Annotated in this window: 15 protein-coding genes; 9 read left to right on the forward strand and 6 right to left on the reverse strand. The window is 66.2% G+C overall.

Features of this window, described 5'->3' with window-relative positions:
* Nucleotides 1-96: 96 nt before the first annotated feature.
* Entirely contained in the window at nt 97-696 is a 600-nt protein-coding gene (gene hslV / locus V6S85_RS05335) for an ATP-dependent protease subunit HslV (RefSeq protein WP_165829005.1), read from the reverse strand.
* A 5-nt stretch (nt 697-701) separates the two neighbouring features.
* Here hslV and V6S85_RS05340 point away from each other — a divergent pair, with 5 nt between their 5' ends.
* From V6S85_RS05340 to V6S85_RS05350, 3 genes are all read left to right on the forward strand, one after another.
* Nucleotides 702-1,439 carry a HesA/MoeB/ThiF family protein gene (locus tag V6S85_RS05340; protein WP_334348267.1) on the forward strand — a complete coding sequence of 246 codons (738 nt, stop codon included), beginning with the start codon at nt 702-704 and terminating at the stop codon, nt 1,437-1,439.
* 130 nt (nt 1,440-1,569) lie between these two features.
* Nucleotides 1,570-3,084: an acetyl-CoA hydrolase/transferase family protein gene (locus V6S85_RS05345; RefSeq protein WP_334348268.1), complete on the forward strand. Its 1,515-nt coding sequence runs from the start codon at nt 1,570-1,572 to the stop codon at nt 3,082-3,084.
* Nucleotides 3,085-3,132: 48 nt separating this feature from the next.
* Complete coding sequence (locus V6S85_RS05350; protein WP_334348269.1) at nt 3,133-3,939, forward strand: DUF3800 domain-containing protein; 807 nt, start codon at nt 3,133-3,135, stop codon at nt 3,937-3,939.
* A gap of 182 nt (nt 3,940-4,121) precedes the next feature.
* Here the strand turns inward: V6S85_RS05350 and V6S85_RS05355 are convergent, their stop codons facing one another.
* Nucleotides 4,122-6,200 (reverse strand): alpha/beta hydrolase family protein, encoded by a 2,079-nt coding sequence (locus V6S85_RS05355; RefSeq protein ID WP_334348270.1) that lies wholly within the window; start codon nt 6,198-6,200, stop codon nt 4,122-4,124.
* Nucleotides 6,201-6,319: 119 nt separating this feature from the next.
* Nucleotides 6,320-7,306 (reverse strand): 2-hydroxyacid dehydrogenase, encoded by a 987-nt coding sequence (locus V6S85_RS05360; protein ID WP_116490956.1) that lies wholly within the window; start codon nt 7,304-7,306, stop codon nt 6,320-6,322.
* 73 nt (nt 7,307-7,379) lie between these two features.
* On the opposite strand from V6S85_RS05360, the gene V6S85_RS05365 reads away from it, so the two are divergent.
* The 4 genes from V6S85_RS05365 to V6S85_RS05380 all read left to right on the forward strand — a co-directional run bounded on the left by V6S85_RS05365 (nt 7,380) and on the right by V6S85_RS05380 (nt 10,706).
* The gene (locus V6S85_RS05365; protein ID WP_334348271.1) at nt 7,380-7,919 is read left to right on the forward strand and encodes an SH3 domain-containing protein; all 540 of its coding nucleotides are present in this window, start codon (nt 7,380-7,382) and stop codon (nt 7,917-7,919) included.
* Between the two features lie 85 nt (nt 7,920-8,004).
* Nucleotides 8,005-8,520, forward strand: coding sequence for a 3-hydroxyacyl-[acyl-carrier-protein] dehydratase FabA (gene fabA, locus V6S85_RS05370; protein ID WP_101720350.1), 516 nt, complete (start codon nt 8,005-8,007; stop codon nt 8,518-8,520).
* Nucleotides 8,521-8,589: 69 nt separating this feature from the next.
* On the forward strand, nt 8,590-9,804 hold the full coding sequence (gene fabB, locus V6S85_RS05375) for a beta-ketoacyl-ACP synthase I (RefSeq protein ID WP_334348272.1): 1,215 nt from the start codon (nt 8,590-8,592) through the stop codon (nt 9,802-9,804).
* Between the two features lie 86 nt (nt 9,805-9,890).
* Entirely contained in the window at nt 9,891-10,706 is an 816-nt protein-coding gene (locus V6S85_RS05380) for an enoyl-ACP reductase FabI (protein WP_116569279.1), read from the forward strand.
* 68 nt (nt 10,707-10,774) lie between these two features.
* Here the strand turns inward: V6S85_RS05380 and V6S85_RS05385 are convergent, their stop codons facing one another.
* From V6S85_RS05385 to V6S85_RS05395, 3 genes are all read right to left on the reverse strand, one after another.
* Nucleotides 10,775-12,493 (reverse strand): recombinase family protein, encoded by a 1,719-nt coding sequence (locus V6S85_RS05385; protein ID WP_334348273.1) that lies wholly within the window; start codon nt 12,491-12,493, stop codon nt 10,775-10,777.
* A 12-nt stretch (nt 12,494-12,505) separates the two neighbouring features.
* Nucleotides 12,506-12,691: a hypothetical protein gene (locus V6S85_RS05390; protein WP_334348274.1), complete on the reverse strand. Its 186-nt coding sequence runs from the start codon at nt 12,689-12,691 to the stop codon at nt 12,506-12,508.
* 254 nt (nt 12,692-12,945) lie between these two features.
* A complete protein-coding gene (locus V6S85_RS05395) occupies nt 12,946-13,476 on the reverse strand; it encodes a hypothetical protein (protein WP_334348275.1) in 531 nt (176 codons plus the stop codon).
* Between the two features lie 605 nt (nt 13,477-14,081).
* Here V6S85_RS05395 and V6S85_RS05400 point away from each other — a divergent pair.
* Both V6S85_RS05400 and V6S85_RS05405 read left to right on the forward strand, forming a co-directional pair.
* Nucleotides 14,082-14,579 carry a Panacea domain-containing protein gene (locus tag V6S85_RS05400; RefSeq protein ID WP_334348276.1) on the forward strand — a complete coding sequence of 166 codons (498 nt, stop codon included), beginning with the start codon at nt 14,082-14,084 and terminating at the stop codon, nt 14,577-14,579.
* A gap of 6 nt (nt 14,580-14,585) precedes the next feature.
* Nucleotides 14,586-15,320, forward strand: coding sequence for a hypothetical protein (locus V6S85_RS05405; RefSeq protein WP_334348277.1), 735 nt, complete (start codon nt 14,586-14,588; stop codon nt 15,318-15,320).
* Nucleotides 15,321-15,408 lie beyond the last annotated feature (88 nt).

The raw sequence follows: 15,408 nt of genomic DNA on the forward strand, positions 1-15,408 counted from the left end.
GCCCTTCGACGGGCTCAGGGTGAGGATTTCTACTGCGAGGCTGGAACTAGCCCTCGCCCTGAGCTTGTCGAAGGGCGAGGGCGGCGTCTACCCGCCCTACAGCCCTTCGACCGTCAGGTTGCCGTTGGTGTAGACGCAGATCTCGGCGGCGATGGCCATGGAGCGGCGGGCGATCTCCTCGGCGGTCAGGTCCTGGTCGATCAGGGCCTTCGCGGCGGCCAGGGCGTAGTTGCCGCCCGAGCCGATGGCCGCGACCGCGCCGCCGCCGGGGCTTTCGCCCGGCTCCAGCACGTCGCCGACGCCGGTGACGGTGTAGATGGCGTCCTTGTCGGCGACCAGCAGCATGGCCTCCAGGCGGCGCAGGTAGCGGTCGGTGCGCCAGTCTTTGGCGAGATCCACGCAGGCCCGGGCCAATTGGTTGGGATACTGCTCGAGCTTGGCTTCCAGCCGCTCGATCAGGGTGAAGGCGTCGGCCGTGGCCCCGGCGAAGCCGGCGACGACGGCGCCCCCGGCCAGGCGGCGGACCTTACGGGCGTTGCCCTTGACGACGGTTGGGCCCATGGAGACCTGTCCGTCGCCGGCGATCACGGTCTGGCCGTTCTTGCGCACCGCGAGAATGGTGGTGCCGTGCCAGTCGGGGAACGAGTTCGAGCTTTGCATGGCTTCGCATGTGGCGAGGCCGGGCTGGAGGGTCAAGCGCCATGAGCTTTTCCGAACGCGAGGTCGAGCGCTACGCCCGCCACCTGGTGCTGCGCGAGATCGGCGGGCCGGGGCAACAGAAGCTCAAGGCGGCCAGGGTGTTGCTGGTCGGCGCCGGGGGGCTGGGCGCGCCCGCCGCGCTTTATCTGGCGGCCGCGGGCGTGGGGACCATCGGTCTGGCCGACGCCGACGCGGTGTCGCTGTCGAACCTGCAGCGGCAGGTGCTCTATGCCGAGGCCGACGTCGGCGTCCCCAAGGTCGAGGCGGCCGCCGCGCATCTGGCGGGGCTCAATCCGAACGTGACGGTGGTTCCCCATCCGGTCTGGCTGGATGCGGGCAACGCTCGTGAGATCGTGCGCGGCTACGACCTGGTGCTGGACGGGACCGACGATTTCGCCACCCGCTTCGCCGTCAGCGACGCGTGCCTGGCCGAAGGCAAGGTGCTGGTCAGCGGGGCGCTGGGGCGCTGGACGGGCCAGGTCGGGGTGTTCCACGGCCAGCCCTGCTATCGCTGCCTGGTGCCCGAGATCCCGCCGGACGCCGAGACCTGCGCCCTCGTGGGCGTGGTCGGGGCCCTGGCCGGGGTGATCGGCTCGATGATGGCGCTGGAGGTGGTGAAGGTCATCACCGGGGCCGGCCAGCCGCTGTCGGGGCGCCTCCTGATCTACGACGCCCTGGCTGCCGAGACGCGCACGGTGCGCATCGGCGCGGATCCGGGCTGCCCGGCCTGCGGAGCATAGCGCCGTTCGGCGAAAACCTTGTGCCTACGGGGCTTTACGGGGTCGAGCCGGCGGATCGTTTGGTCTAGGTTGCCGGCCGCCGGTCCCGGCGGACCTCCCCTCGCCGCCGGTCGGCCAAGGGAGAAAACCGATGACCACCTCTCGCATCGCCCACCCCGGCCTGGCCGCCAAGGTCATGAGCGCGCAGGACGCCGCCGCCCTGATCGAGCCGGGCTCGACTGTCGGCATGAGCGGCTTCACCGGCTCGGGCTATCCCAAGGCCGTGCCGCTGGCCCTGGCCGAGCGCATCGAGACGGCCCACGCCGCCGGCGACAAGTTCCGGGTCAAGGTGTGGACCGGCGCCTCGACCGGCCCGGAGCTGGACGGCGCCCTGGCCAAGACCGACGGCGTCGAGTTCCGCCTGCCCTACAATTCCGACCCCATCGCCCGCGAGAAGATCAATCGCGGCGAGATGGAGTATTTCGACATGCACCTGTCCCAGGTCGCCCCGATGGCCTGGCAGGGGTTCCTGGGGCCGCTCGACACGGCGGTGGTCGAGATCGCCGGCATTCGGTCCGACGGCTCGCTGATCCCGTCCTCGTCGGTGGGCAACAACAAGACCTGGCTGGACCGGGCCTCGAAGATCATTCTCGAGGTCAACCGCTGGCAGAACCCGGCGCTGGAGGGGATGCACGACATCTACTACGGCACCGCCCTGCCGCCCAGCCGCGTGCCGATCCCGCTGGTCAAGCCCGACGACCGCATCGGCGAGGCCTATTTCCGGGTCGATCCCAGCAAGGTCGTGGCGGTGGTCGAGACCGACGCGCCGGACCGCAACCTGCCCTTCGCCGCGCCCGACGCCTCGGCCCTGGCCATCGCCGGCCACCTGCTGGAGTTCTTCGCCCACGAGGTGAGGATGGGTCGCCTGCCCCCGTCGCTGCTGCCGCTGCAATCGGGCGTGGGCAACATCGCCAACGCCGTGCTGACCGGCCTGGTCGACGCGCCGTTCGAGAACATGACCGCCTATACCGAGGTGATCCAGGACGGCATGCTCGACCTCCTGGCCGCCGGCAAGCTGCGCATGGCTTCCGCGACGGCCTTCTCGCTGAGCCCCGAGGCCGCCGCGGGCCTCAACGCCGACATGCAGAGCTTTCGCGACAAGATGATCCTGCGCCCGCAGGAGATCTCCAACCACCCCGAGCTGATCCGGCGCCTGGGCTGCATCGCCATGAACGGCCTGATCGAGGCCGACATCTACGGGGCGGTGAACTCGACCCACGTGATGGGCTCGCGGATCCAGAACGGCATCGGCGGCTCGGGCGACTTCGCCCGCAACGCCTATGTGTCGATCTTCATGACCCCGTCGACGGCCAAGGGCGGCAAGATCTCGGCCATCGTCCCGCAGGTCAGCCACGTCGACCACATCAACCAGGACGTCCAGGTGATCGTCACCGAGCAGGGCCTGGCCGACCTGCGCGGCCTGTCGCCCAAGCAGCGGGCCCGGGTGATCATCGACAACTGCGCCCACCCCGACTTCCGCCCGGCCCTGGAGGACTATTTCCAGCGCGCCCAGCTGGGCGCCTACGGCCGCCAGACCCCGACCCTGCCGGGCGAGGCGCTGTCATGGCACCAGCGGTTCATGGAGACGGGGGACATGCGGGGCTGAGGCGACCAAGCGTTGCCATTCCAGGTTGAGGGTGATCTTCTCTCCTGAATGGCGCACAGCTACATCGCCTACATCGATGAGTCAGGCGACGACGGTCTTGGCCGGTACAGGATCCCGGGCCAGACCGGCGGAGCCTCGACTTGGCTGACGCTGTCAGCGACCGTTTGTCGGATGTCTCGTGATCTGGAGATGGTCGAATGGCGAAACGAGATCCGGTCCAAGCTGGGCCGGAAAGCCGAGAACAAGCCCCTTCACTTCAAGGATATGAATCACGGCCAAAGGACCATGGCGAGTCAGGTTCTGGCGGCCAAGGCCTTGCGGGGCATCTGTGTCGCGGCGCACAAGCCCAGCCTGCTGGCGGAGACCTACACTGAGAAAAACCAGCTCTATTTCTACCTCTGCCGGTATCTGATCGAACGCATATCGTGGCTTTGTCGGGACCTGCGCCGCATGGTCCCGGAGGGCGACGGGCGTGTGAAGATCATCTTCTCGCGGCGCGGCGGCCTCTCTTACGAGGCGTTTCGTGCGTATTTGCTCAAGCTGAAGAACTTCGATGATCCCGCCGTGCAAGTTAACTGGTCGGTCGTCGACATCAACGGCATCGACGCGCAGGACCATGGCAAGCGTGCCGGCCTGCAAATCGCTGATATCGTCGCCTCATCGATAACCTCGGGCGTCGAGCCCGATTTCTATGGCAACTGCGAGCTCAAATATGCCGAGGCGTTGAAGCCTCGCATCTATAGCCGCAAGGGAAACTATCTGAGCTATGGCGTGAAGCTTTATCCCGGGGCCGACAGGCTGGCGCTGACACCTCAGCAACGCAAATTCGTGGCCCTCTTCGAGGCCAGGGATTGAGAAGCAGGTAGATCGTGAAAGTGAGGCGACCCCCCGGCCCATAATTGCGAATTCTCGCCTGCACTCTTGGAGTGCTCTGGGGTGTTCCGGCGCATGGCCGCCTCGCTCTAAATGTAGCGACTCAGAACAAAAGATCAACGGACTCCAGAAGCGCGTCTTGTCAAGATCGGGGTAGGCCCCCCTTACGCAAACCCCTTGCGGATGTGCTCGATCGACTTGGTCAGCACCAGCTTCCAGTTGTCGTCCGACCAGTCGCGGTGGCCCACGCCTTTCATCTCGACGTGCTCGCACGGCTTGCCGGCGGCCTTCAGGGCCTTGGCCATGATCTTCGACTGCTTGGGCGTGACGATGGTGTCCTCGGTGCCGTGGATCAGCAGGACCGGGGCCTTGATCTCGGCGGCGCGTTCGGAGGGCGAGGCGGCGACCAGCATGGCCTTGTCGGCCCGGGGGTCGCCGATCGTCTTGCACCAGTAGGCGTAGGCGTCGGAATCCGAGCCGTCTTCCGAGCGCGAGAAGGCCAGGCTTTCGACCAGGTCGGCGTCGCCGGCGATCGAGACCACGGCCTTGTAGAGGTCGGGCTTGCGCACCGCGCCCATCAGGGCCGCATAGCCGCCATAGCTGACGCCGCAGATGGCGATGCGGTCGGGATCGGCGGCGCCGGAAGCCACGACCTGGGCCACGGCGTCCTCGACGTCCTCCTGCATCAGGTCGCCCCAATGCTTGCGGCCGGCGTTGGCGAAGGCCTTGCCGTAGCCGCCCGAGCCCCGGAAGTTGGGTTGCAGAACCAGCCAGCCCTGGGCGGCCAGCGCCTGGGCGAACAGGTCGAAGCTCAAGGTGTCGCGCACCTCGGGCCCGCCGTGCGGCAGCACCACCATCGGCCGGGGCTTGTCGGATGCGATCACCGGGGTCGTCAGGTAGGCGGTGATCGTCTGGCCGTCGCGGGTCTTGACCGGCAGGGCCTTCATCGGCGCCAGGCGTTCCTGGGTCAGCCACGGGCGCTTGTCGCCCAGCAGGCGCAGGTCCTTCCTGTCGAGGTCGTACAGCCAGAAGGCGCCCGGTTGGCGCGGGCCGCTGACGAAGAAGATGAACCGCTTGTGGTCGGCGCTGACGTCGAAGGGGCTGACGTTGCACTCGTCGCCGAAGAAGGCGTTGATCCCCTTGTAGTGGGCCGCCAGCTTCGGATCGAGGAAGCGGTGGTTGGTGCGGTCGTCGCTGACCGAGATGCTGAGCGTCTTGTAGCTTTCGTCGACGAACACGCCCTGGATCGGCCGCTTGTCGTCGTGCGAGACGACGTCGCCGACGCTCATCGACCTGGTGTCGAAGCGCCGGATGGTGGGCATGTCGGCGCCTTCGTCGGTCGACAGCATCAGCAGCACGCCCGGCTCGGGCGTCGGGGCCACGAATTCCAGGTCCGACAGCTTCTTCAGCTCGTTGCGGCGGACCTTCTTGTAGAGCTTCCACTCCTTTTCGCCCGGCGCGCGGGCCATGACGCTGACCACGGTGCCGCGGGCGTTGGAGTCGTAGCGGATCACCGGCACGCCGTTCTGGGTGTACCAGCCGTCGGTCGACGGAGCCCCGCGCTCGAGATGGACCGCCTCGCCGGTGTAGACGTCGACCACGTAGAGGGTCTCGCACTCGGTGACGGTGTCCCAGATCTGCATCAGGATCCGCTTGGGGTCGGTGTTCATCCGGTCGACCACGTTGGCCAGATTGAACTGCCGCTTCATCACCCCTTTCTGGTTGTTGAACAGCACCACGGGATCGCGGCCGTCGGCCCCGATCGCCAGGATGCGGCGCACCGGAATGGGGATGAACTCGCCGTAGAAATAGAGGCCCATGGGGTGGCCCTTGGCGTCCTTGGTCATCCGGACCCAGATGAGCAGGCGCTCCTCGTTGGCCCATTCTACCTGGTCGACGACGGTCTCGCCCAGCTGCACCGGCTTGATCGACTCGTCGCTGCCGGCGGTCTCGTAGAAGATGATCAGGGCGTTGGTCTTGTCGCCCTTCTTGCGCTCCACGAGGATGGCCACGCGCGAGCCGTCCGGCGACAGGGCGGTGTCGAGCACCTCGGCGCCTTGCAGCAGTTCGTCGACGCTGGGCGGCACGATGACCGTCTTGTCGGTCTTGGTCTCGACCTTCTTGGCGTCGGCCTTTTTCGCATCGCCCGTCTTTTCGCCCGGCTTGTCATCCGCGGCGAAGGCGTGATCGATGGCCAGCGGCGCCGACGAGGCGGCCGCGATCATGAAACGGCGAGTAAGCAAGGCGGCGGCCCCCCGGTCGCGCTGAAGACTACAGGCGCGAGGGCTCGGTCCCCCGCGACCTCACAGTCGCGAGTTTCCACAAGCTTTGCAATTGGAAGATGCGATCGCCCGGAGGGCGGTCAAAGCATGGCGGGGATCACGCGGTCGGGCGGCCGGTGGCCGTCCATGAAGGTCTTCACGTTGACGATGACCTTCTCGCCCATGTCGATGCGGCCCTCGACCGTGGCCGAGCCCATGTGCGGCAGCAGCACCACGTTTGGCAGCTTCAGCAGCTTGGGATTGATGGCCGGCTCGTGCTCGTAGACGTCCAGGCCCGCGCCGGCGATCTCGCCCCGGGCCAGCATGTTGGCCAGGGCCCCCTCATCGATGACCTCGCCGCGGGCGGTGTTGACGACGATGGCGTGCGGCCGCAGCAGCTTCAGCCTGCGGGCCGACAGCAGGTGGTAGGTGGCCGGGGTGTGCGGGCAGTTGATCGAGATGATGTCCATCCGGGCCAGCATCTGGTCGAGGCTTTCCCAGTAGGTGCAGCCCAGCTCCTCGGCGATGCGCGGACTGACCGGCTTTCGGTTGTGATAGTGCACCTGCATGCCGAAGGCCTTGGCGCGGCGGGCCACGGCCTGGCCGATGCGGCCCATGCCGACGATCCCCAGGCGCTTGCCCCAGAGGCGGCGGCCCAGCATCCAGGTCGGCGACCAGCCCTTGAACTCGCCGGCCTTGACCACCTCGGCGCCTTCGACGACGCGGCGGGCGGCGGCCATGATCAGGGTCATGGTCAGGTCGGCGGTGTCCTCGGTGAGAACACCCGGGGTGTTGGTGACGATGATCCCCCGCGCGTTGGCGGTGGCGACGTCGATATTGTCGACCCCGGCCCCGAAATTGGCGATCAGCTTGAGCCGCTCGCCGGATCGCGACAGAAGGCGCGAGTCGATGCGGTCGGTGATCGTCGGCACCAGAACGTCGGCCCGTCCCATGGCCTCGACCAGCTCGTCGGCGGTCATCGGCGTGTCGGACAGGTTCAGTTCGGTGTCGAACAGTTCGCACATGCGCGTCTCGACCGGATCGGGCAGCTTGCGCGTGACGACGACTTTGAGCTTGCGGGCAGGCATGGGCGGTCCGAAAAGCCTTTCCCTGACGGGCGTTGGAAATCTGTAGCAAAGGGGCCGGAAGCGGCCAAGCAACATGCCGGTGAAATGCAAACATCGTTCGCTGGGCGGATGGGCGCTGGGCGGCCTTGCGGCGGCGACCCTGCTGCTGGCGGGGCCCGCCCTGGCCCAGGCGCCGGCCACCACGCCGTCCGGCCTGCCGGTGCCGCGCTACGTCGTGCTGAAGTACGGCGAGGTCAACGCGCGCCAGGGCCCGGACGAGCAGCACCGCCTGCTGTGGATCTACAAGGCCAAGGGCCTGCCGGTGCAGGTGGTGGCCGAAACCCGCGAATGGCGGCGGATCTGCGATCCGGAGGGCGGCCTTGCCTGGGTGCACAAGCGCACCACCGACGGCCGGCGCACGGCCATGCGGGTGCAGGACAGCCCCCTGCCCCTGCGCGCCTCGCCCAAGCCGGAGTCGCGGATCAGCGCCTATCTGGCCGGCCGCTCGATCGCCAATCTCGACAAGTGCGAGAAGGGCTGGTGCCGGTTGAAGGCCGACGGCGCGTCGGGCTGGGCCCCGGAAGGCGAGATCTGGGGGGCGAAAGAGGCCCTGCAGTGTCCGGAGGGGCGCTGATTTTGGTCCCTTTCGGCGCGCTCTCACCAATTGTCGCCGAATGTAACATTGAGGCCCGCCCCGGCGCCGTGCTAGGGGCGTTCGCATGCAAAAGAGCGCCTACACCTTCGAAGAGCTCCTGGCCTGCGGCCGGGGCGAAATGTTCGGCCCCGGCAACGCCCAGCTGCCCGTGCCGCCGATGCTGATGTTCGATCGCATCGTCCGGATCGAATCCGAGGGCGGCAAGTACGGCAAGGGCTATGTCGAAGCCGAATTCGACATCAACCCGGACCTCTGGTTCTTCGGCTGCCACTTCATCGGCGACCCCGTCATGCCCGGGTGCCTCGGCCTGGACGCCATGTGGCAGCTGGTCGGCTTCTTCCTGGGCTGGTCGGGCGCGCCGGGTCGCGGCCGCGCCCTGGGCGTGGGCGAAGTGAAATTCACCGGCCAGGTCACCCCCGAGGTCAAGAAGGTCGTCTACAAGATCGACCTCAAGCGCGTGATCATGCGCAAGCTGGTCATGGGCATCGGCGACGGCGTCATGGAAGCCGACGGCAAGGTGATCTACGAAACCAAGGACCTCAAGGTCGGCCTGTTCACGGCCGAACAGATGGCGGGTTGATCCAACCGACAGGCCGGCCGTTCTGTTCAAGGAGCCGGCTCCGGCGATCGGGGAGAAAGAGGTACTGATATGCGTCGCGTCGTCGTCACGGGACTGGGCGTCGTCTCGTCCATCGGCAACAACGCCAACGAGGTGCTGGCTTCGCTTCGCGAGGCCAAGTCGGGCGTGGTCGCCGCGCCGGAGTACGCGGAACTTGGTTTCCGCTGCCAGGTGCACGCCGCGCCCCAGATCGAGTGGGAAGGCCTGGTCGATCGCCGCGCCGCCCGCTTCCTGGCGCCCGGCACGGCCTATGCCCACATCGCCATGGAACAGGCGATCGCCGATTCCGGCCTCGAGGAGAGCGACATCTCCAACGAGCGCACCGGCCTGATCGTCGGTTCGGGCGGCCCGTCCACCCGCGTCATCGTCGAGGCCGCGGCCACGACGAAGGAGAAGGGTCCCAAGCGGATCGGTCCGTTCGCGGTGCCCAAGGCCATGAGCTCGGGTCCGTCGGCGGTGCTGTCGACCTGGTTCAAGATCCGCGGGATCAACTACTCGATCAGCTCGGCCTGCGCGACCAGCGCCCACTGCATCGGCGCGGGCGCCGAGCAGATCCAGCTGGGCAAGCAGGACATCGTCTTCGCCGGCGGCTGCGAGGAGCTGGACTGGACCCTGTCGAACCTGTTCGACGCCATGGGCGCCATGAGCACCAACTTCAACGACCGCCCGGCCGTGGCCAGCCGCGCCTACGACAAGGACCGCGACGGCTTCGTGATCGCTGGCGGCGCCGGCATCGTGGTGCTCGAGGAATACGAGCACGCCAAGGCGCGCGGGGCCAAGATCTATGGCGAGCTGATCGGCTACGCCGCCAATTCCGACGGCTACGACATGGTCGCGCCGTCGGGCGAGGGCGCGGCCCGCTGCATGAAGCTGGCCATGGCGGAAGCGGGCGGCCGCACCATCGACTACCTGAACCCGCACGGCACCTCGACGCCGGTCGGCGACAGCAAGGAGATGGGCGCGGTGCGCGAGGTGTTCGGCGACAAGGCGCCGCTGATCTCGTCGACCAAGTCGCTGACGGGCCACAGCCTGGGCGCGGCCGGCGCGCAGGAGGCGATCTATTCGATCCTGATGCTCAAGAACGGCTTCGCCGCCGAGAGCGCCAACATCGAGAACCTCGACCCCGAGTTCGCCGACCTGCCAATCCTGCGCGAGCGCGCCGACAAGCCGCTCGACACGGTGATGTCCAACAGCTTCGGCTTCGGCGGCACCAACGGCACGCTGATCTTCGGCCAGGTCGACTGAGCCTTTTCCAGACACGCCGGGGCAGGCGGGTTCCGAAGCGGAAGCCCGCCTGCTAACCAGCGATCCAAGATCCAAGGAGCCGACCGATGGCCGACGACTACGCATTCCCCAAGGGCGAGCTGATGGCGGGCAAGAAGGGCCTGGTCATGGGCGTGGCCAACCACAACTCGATCGCCTGGGGCATCGCCAGCCAGCTGGCCGCCCAGGGCGCCGAGATGGCCTTCACCTACCAGGGCGAGGCGCTGGAGCGCCGCGTGCGCCCGCTGGCCGAAAGCATCGGCGTCAACACCCTGATCCCGGCCGACGTCACCGACGACGCCTCGATGGACGCGGCCTTCGCCGCCGTCGAGGAGAAGTTCGGCACGCTCGACTTCGTGGTCCACTCGGTGGCCTTCGCCAACAAGGACGAGCTGAAGGGCTCGTTCGTCGACAACACCACCCGTGAGGGCTTCCTCACGGCCATGAACATCTCGGCCTTCAGCTTCGTGGATGTCGCCAAGCGCGCCGCCAAGATCATGCCGAACGGCGGCTCGCTGATCACCATGACCTATCTGGGGTCGGAGCGGACCATTCCGAACTACAACACCATGGGCGTGGCCAAGGCCGCCCTGGAAGCGGCGACCCGCTACATCGCCCGCGACCTCGGCCCCAAGGGCATCCGCTGCAACGCCATCTCGGCCGGCGCCATGCGCACCCTGGCCCTGGCCGGCATCGCCGGCGGCCGCGGCATGATCGCCCAGGGCCGCGCCTTCAGCGCCATGAAGGAAGACACCTCGATGGAAGGCGTCGCCGGCGCCGCCCTGTGGCTGGTCTCGGACCTGGGCCGCTCGACCACGGGCGAAGTCGTCCACGTCGACGCCGGCTTCCACATGATGGGCATGCCCGACGAAGTCGAGGGCTGATCGCTTTCCCGATCCCTCTCCCCTTGCGGGAGAGGGTGGCCTCCGAAGGAGGTCGGGTGAGGGGTCTCTCAGAAGTCGAACGCCGCGACAGCCATCCGCCGTCGCGGCGTTTTGCGTTTGTGCGACCCCTCAAAGTCCTTTACGCGCACCCCTTCGCCGCCGTTGCGAAAGGACAACCTCAGCGGGGCTTGCTGGATCGCTCCACGATCCTCCGCCCAGGCTAGTATCTTCTCCAAATCCCCGAACATCCGCACATCGTGCTCGCCGCGCCGCTCGGTTGGGGTGACGACGATCTTCTCGATCAGAGCCCGCAAGGCGGTGGCCGCCTCGGTGCGGCTGTCGGGATTGGCCAGCGTCTCGATCAACCGCTCCACCTTGCGGCGATAGAGCCCGGCGACGTTGGGGTGAATGTCGGGAACATCACGCGGCGCCTCGGCCATGGCCGCTTCGATGGCGGCGACCTCGTTCTCCAGCTCGCGAAGGCGTCCCACCATCCCCGGCGTGTATTCGCCCTCCTCGATCATGGTCAGGATGCCCTTGGCGGCCTTGCGCGCCTTCTCCAGGCGCTGGCGATCGACGGCCTCGTTGGCCCGGCGCTCATGGTTGAGCCGGTTGGTCTCCTCGATGAACGACCGCATCGCCTCGGCCGCGATCTGCGGCGTCAGCAGCCGATCGCGCAGACCGGTCAGAACCCTGGCCTCCAGGCGCTCGGCGACCAGGGTGGTCTTGTTGGAGCATCCCTTGCCGGTGATGCGGCCCAGGCAGACCATGCGACCATTGCCCCGGCGGGTGATGGCCCCGCCACAGACCCCGCAGGCGACCAGACCCGACAACAGGCTCATCGGACGGCGCGCCGCCGACGCCGCGCCCAGCAGGCGCTTGCCATCTGCCACGGCCTGCTCATAGACGCGCGAGAACTCCTCCTGCCGCGCCTTGGCGGCGTTCCACAGACCGTCATCGACGATCCGCAGGTGCGGCACCTCGGCGTGAACCCACTCGCTCTCGGGATTGGCCCGGCGCTTGACGCCACCAGTGTCGGGGTCGCGCAGGTCCCTGGCCCGGTTCCAGACCATGCGGCCGACATAGAGGGGGTTGTTCAAGATGCCGTGGACGCCGTTGGACTTGCCGCGAATGGTCTGCGAACTCCAGGCCCGCCCACGCGGCGCGGGAACGCCGGCTTCGTTGAGTTCGACGGCGATCTGGCGGGGGCTCTTCCCGGCGACGTACGCCTTGAAGACTTCCCGAACGACCTCGGCCTGCTCGGGAATGATCTCGCGCTCGCCGGTCGTCACCTTGCCGGCGGCGTCGAAGGCGCGGACCACGCCATAGCCGTAGCACTTGTTGCCGCTGGCCTTGCCGGCTTCGACGCGCCCGCGAAGGCCTCGGTGGGTCTTGGCGGCAAGCTCCTTGAGGAACAGGGCGTTCATAGTGCCCTTGAGACCGACGTGAAGCTCGCTGATCTCGCCCTCCGACAAGGTGATGATCGGCACGCCCGCGAACCGCAGCCGTTTGAAGAGCGCGGCGATGTCCTCCTGATCGCGGCTGAGCCGGTCCAGCGCCTCGGCAAGGACCACATCGAACTTGCCCGCCATCGCATCATGCAGGAGCGAGCGAACCCCAGGGCGCAAGATCATCGTCGAGCCTGAGATCGCCGCGTCCGAATAGTCCGACGTCACCGACCAGCCCTGTTTGTCGGCGTACAGGCGGCAGATGCGAAACTGGTCTTCGATGGAAGCGGCCGACTGCTTGTCGTCGGAATAGCGGGCGTAGAGCGCAGCGCGGGTCATCGAAAGCTCCCTTTAAACTGGGGTGTCGTTGGTCTCGGCATTGGCCGCCGCCATCCGCCGAGCGAACTCCTCGCGCGCAATCTGGCGGCCGATCAGGCGGGCCAAGGTCACGAGCGCGGCTTGGCCCTGCTCGCTGATGGGCGGGCCGTCATTGGCGGGGGTGATGGTCTGCGAAGGCGGGGGAGAGGGCTCGTCCATGCTTGGCTCCACAACTGGAGCCGTCACGGTTCGGGGCTCTTCGCCCCAGGTCAAAGGCGCGCCAGCCCAGGCGGCGCGGTCTTGCCTCCCACTCCGGCAAGCTGCGGGAACCTCGCGAGATGCTCTCGGCGTCAACGGGAAACGAGAGAAAAGAGTGAGATTAAGTCGCGTCATGACCCTTAGATGCGCCAGACCGGCAACCAGGACGGTGGTCATGCGCAACGATCTGGGGTCGGACCTCCAAATCATTGCCGCTAGACCGGCAACGGTTCGACGGGTGCGTAGGCCGCGCCACAGTCGGGGCAATGGGCCTTGGTGAGGAAAGCCTGGGCCTCACGGACGAAAGGCCAAGCCTCTCCGTCCTGGCAGTAATTGAGGCGAAAGCCGATGGAGAGCATGGCCGTGGCGTCTTGCACGGTGCGAGGCTTGAGCTTCGACAGGGCGACCAGCGCCTTGTCGCGAACCTCGTAAAGGCGATCACACTCGGCGGAGATGGCGTCCATCTCCCTACCCTCGGGCAAGGCGCTGATCTGACGCTCGGTCAGTGTGAAGTAGGGGTATTGGGCGATCATTGAGGTCTCCAGCGCCGAGGCGCGCCGCCCGAGCCGGTCGATTTCCTGATCCAGGGCGAGCCAACTGGCGCACCGCGCGGGGATGCTTGCGGTCCTTACCGGCGCTGCCCCCCGCGCGGGCCCCATCAACGGAATGACGGTCGCGCCGACGACAGTGCGACGTGAGACAACAGGCAGGCGCGTGCCGTCGCCCGTCTTTCGACGCTGGCCCATAGCGTTGGTCCTAATTCAGTGGGTATCGTCAAGCTATCAATCTGATTCCGCCAAATCAATCAAAAAGTGCCATACGGCTTAAAAAGTTACAAACATGCTGACAGGTGCGCAAATACGGGCGGGTAGAGCCCTGGTCGATTGGACGGGCGCCGATCTGGCGAAAGCGGCTGGCGTGTCTCTCCAAACAATCCGTCGGATGGAGGGCGAAGTGGGCACGGGCAGGAGTTCCGTAGCCAACGTGCAAGCTATCCAGCGCGCACTAGAAGAAGCTGGCGTCGAATTCCTGAGCGCCGACGAGACCGCCGGTACTGGTCCCGGCGTTCGCCTCAAGCCTTAAGGTAGCGGTTTAGGCCTAACCAGGCGCGGTCCGCGCCTAGTTAGGCCTAAACCGCTTGCCGAGCCCAAGCCGGGCGGAGAGCGGCCGGTCAAGGGTGCGCGAAGCGCATCGCCGTAGGCGACGGCGAAGCCGCCCTTGAGGGGGCGCTCTCCGCCCGGCACGCGCATTGACAATGCGCGATAGGGACCAGCCGGCGCCTAGGAACATATTGCGAACCGAGTTAACCTAAGCCCGCGCGACTCGATAGTCGGTCAGGTAGGCGAGGTGAATGGCAAGGGACGTTCGAGAGGTCGGGAATGCGATCCTGGCGGTCGCGAGGCGAGAGGGCTTCGCCCTTTCCAACCTGCCTTTCAACAAGATCGTATACTTCGCCCACGCTTGGTATCTCGCCCATTACGGCGAACCGTTGGTCGATTCCGGTTTTGAAGCCTGGCAGTACGGTCCCGTGCACCCCCAAATTTATCGGCAAATGCGCCAGTATGGAGACCAAGTTATCACGGGATGGCTGACCAGAATTGACCTGGATACCGGCGAAGATGTCCCAGTTGAAGTTAAATTAGATGAACGAGCAATGGCTCACATAGAGCAAATGACTCGTTTTTATGGCTGCAAGTCCGCATATTGGCTTGTCCAGAAAACGCACGAACCAGGGGCTCCCTGGGATCAAGTCTGGACCGCTGCTGAAGAAAAACCCGTACCGGGCATGGTCATCCCGGACTCAGTAACAGAGGCGTACTACCGCGAAATCCTAAAGAGAGGCGTGTAACCCGCTATGGCTGATCTGCGTAAAACTCCGTCGGTCCAACACGCCGTGGCGCTGATCCGCCCTACGGTCGCAGCGACACTCCTAGAGTTGGAGAAGCTGGATGGAGGAATCCCATTCACGCTTAACCCCGGCCGCAAGCTCTTCAAGCCCTTGATGGAAGGTCAGTCGCTAGACTGGGCCATCCGTCAGGTTGAAGCGGACAAGCACGCGAAGAACATTAAGCCGAACAAGGAGCTGGTTACCGCCTTCTCTCCGTACGCGACTGGGGCGAACGTTCCTTGGTTCAGGGAATGCCAATCCTACGGCTTTCCAATCGGGGGTGGCGTCGTAATCCCCGTGCGGCCCTCTGGTTTCTGGGCGAAGGACGGAAAGCTGCGGGTGCTCTGGGTTCAAAGCTGGAAGGGCCGCACGCTCGATCCGCTTCAACGAGCCATCTTCAACACTATCCTCCGTCAGACCTTCTTCGTCGGCGACTTTAAGGATGCGGCGCTGGAGTTCGTGGATTTGCGAGAAGCCGTGCCGAAAGCAGGGCGGAGCATTGATGTTGTGGACGGCGATAAGCTTGGGACGGTTACACAAGATGAACTGACCGGTGCCCTCGAAATCCTTCTGGCGGCATTCGAACTGCATAGCGAACGCAAGGCGGAACGTAGGTCCGCTGAGAGGGCCGAAAGGGCGGAGAAAAAGCGCAAGGATCGTGGGCCGGATCTGTTCGACCCTCGTGATCCCCCGGCCGAATAGACCCACTCATACGCCAGACTTTCCTTTCCTATCCCAGAGCCTGTCTTTGTTCGCCTTGATGGTTCGAAGGATTGATAGGCGGCCCGTG

It is taken from the genome of Caulobacter sp. CCNWLW153, assembly GCF_036889365.1.
GTDB lineage: Bacteria > Pseudomonadota > Alphaproteobacteria > Caulobacterales > Caulobacteraceae > Caulobacter > Caulobacter radicis.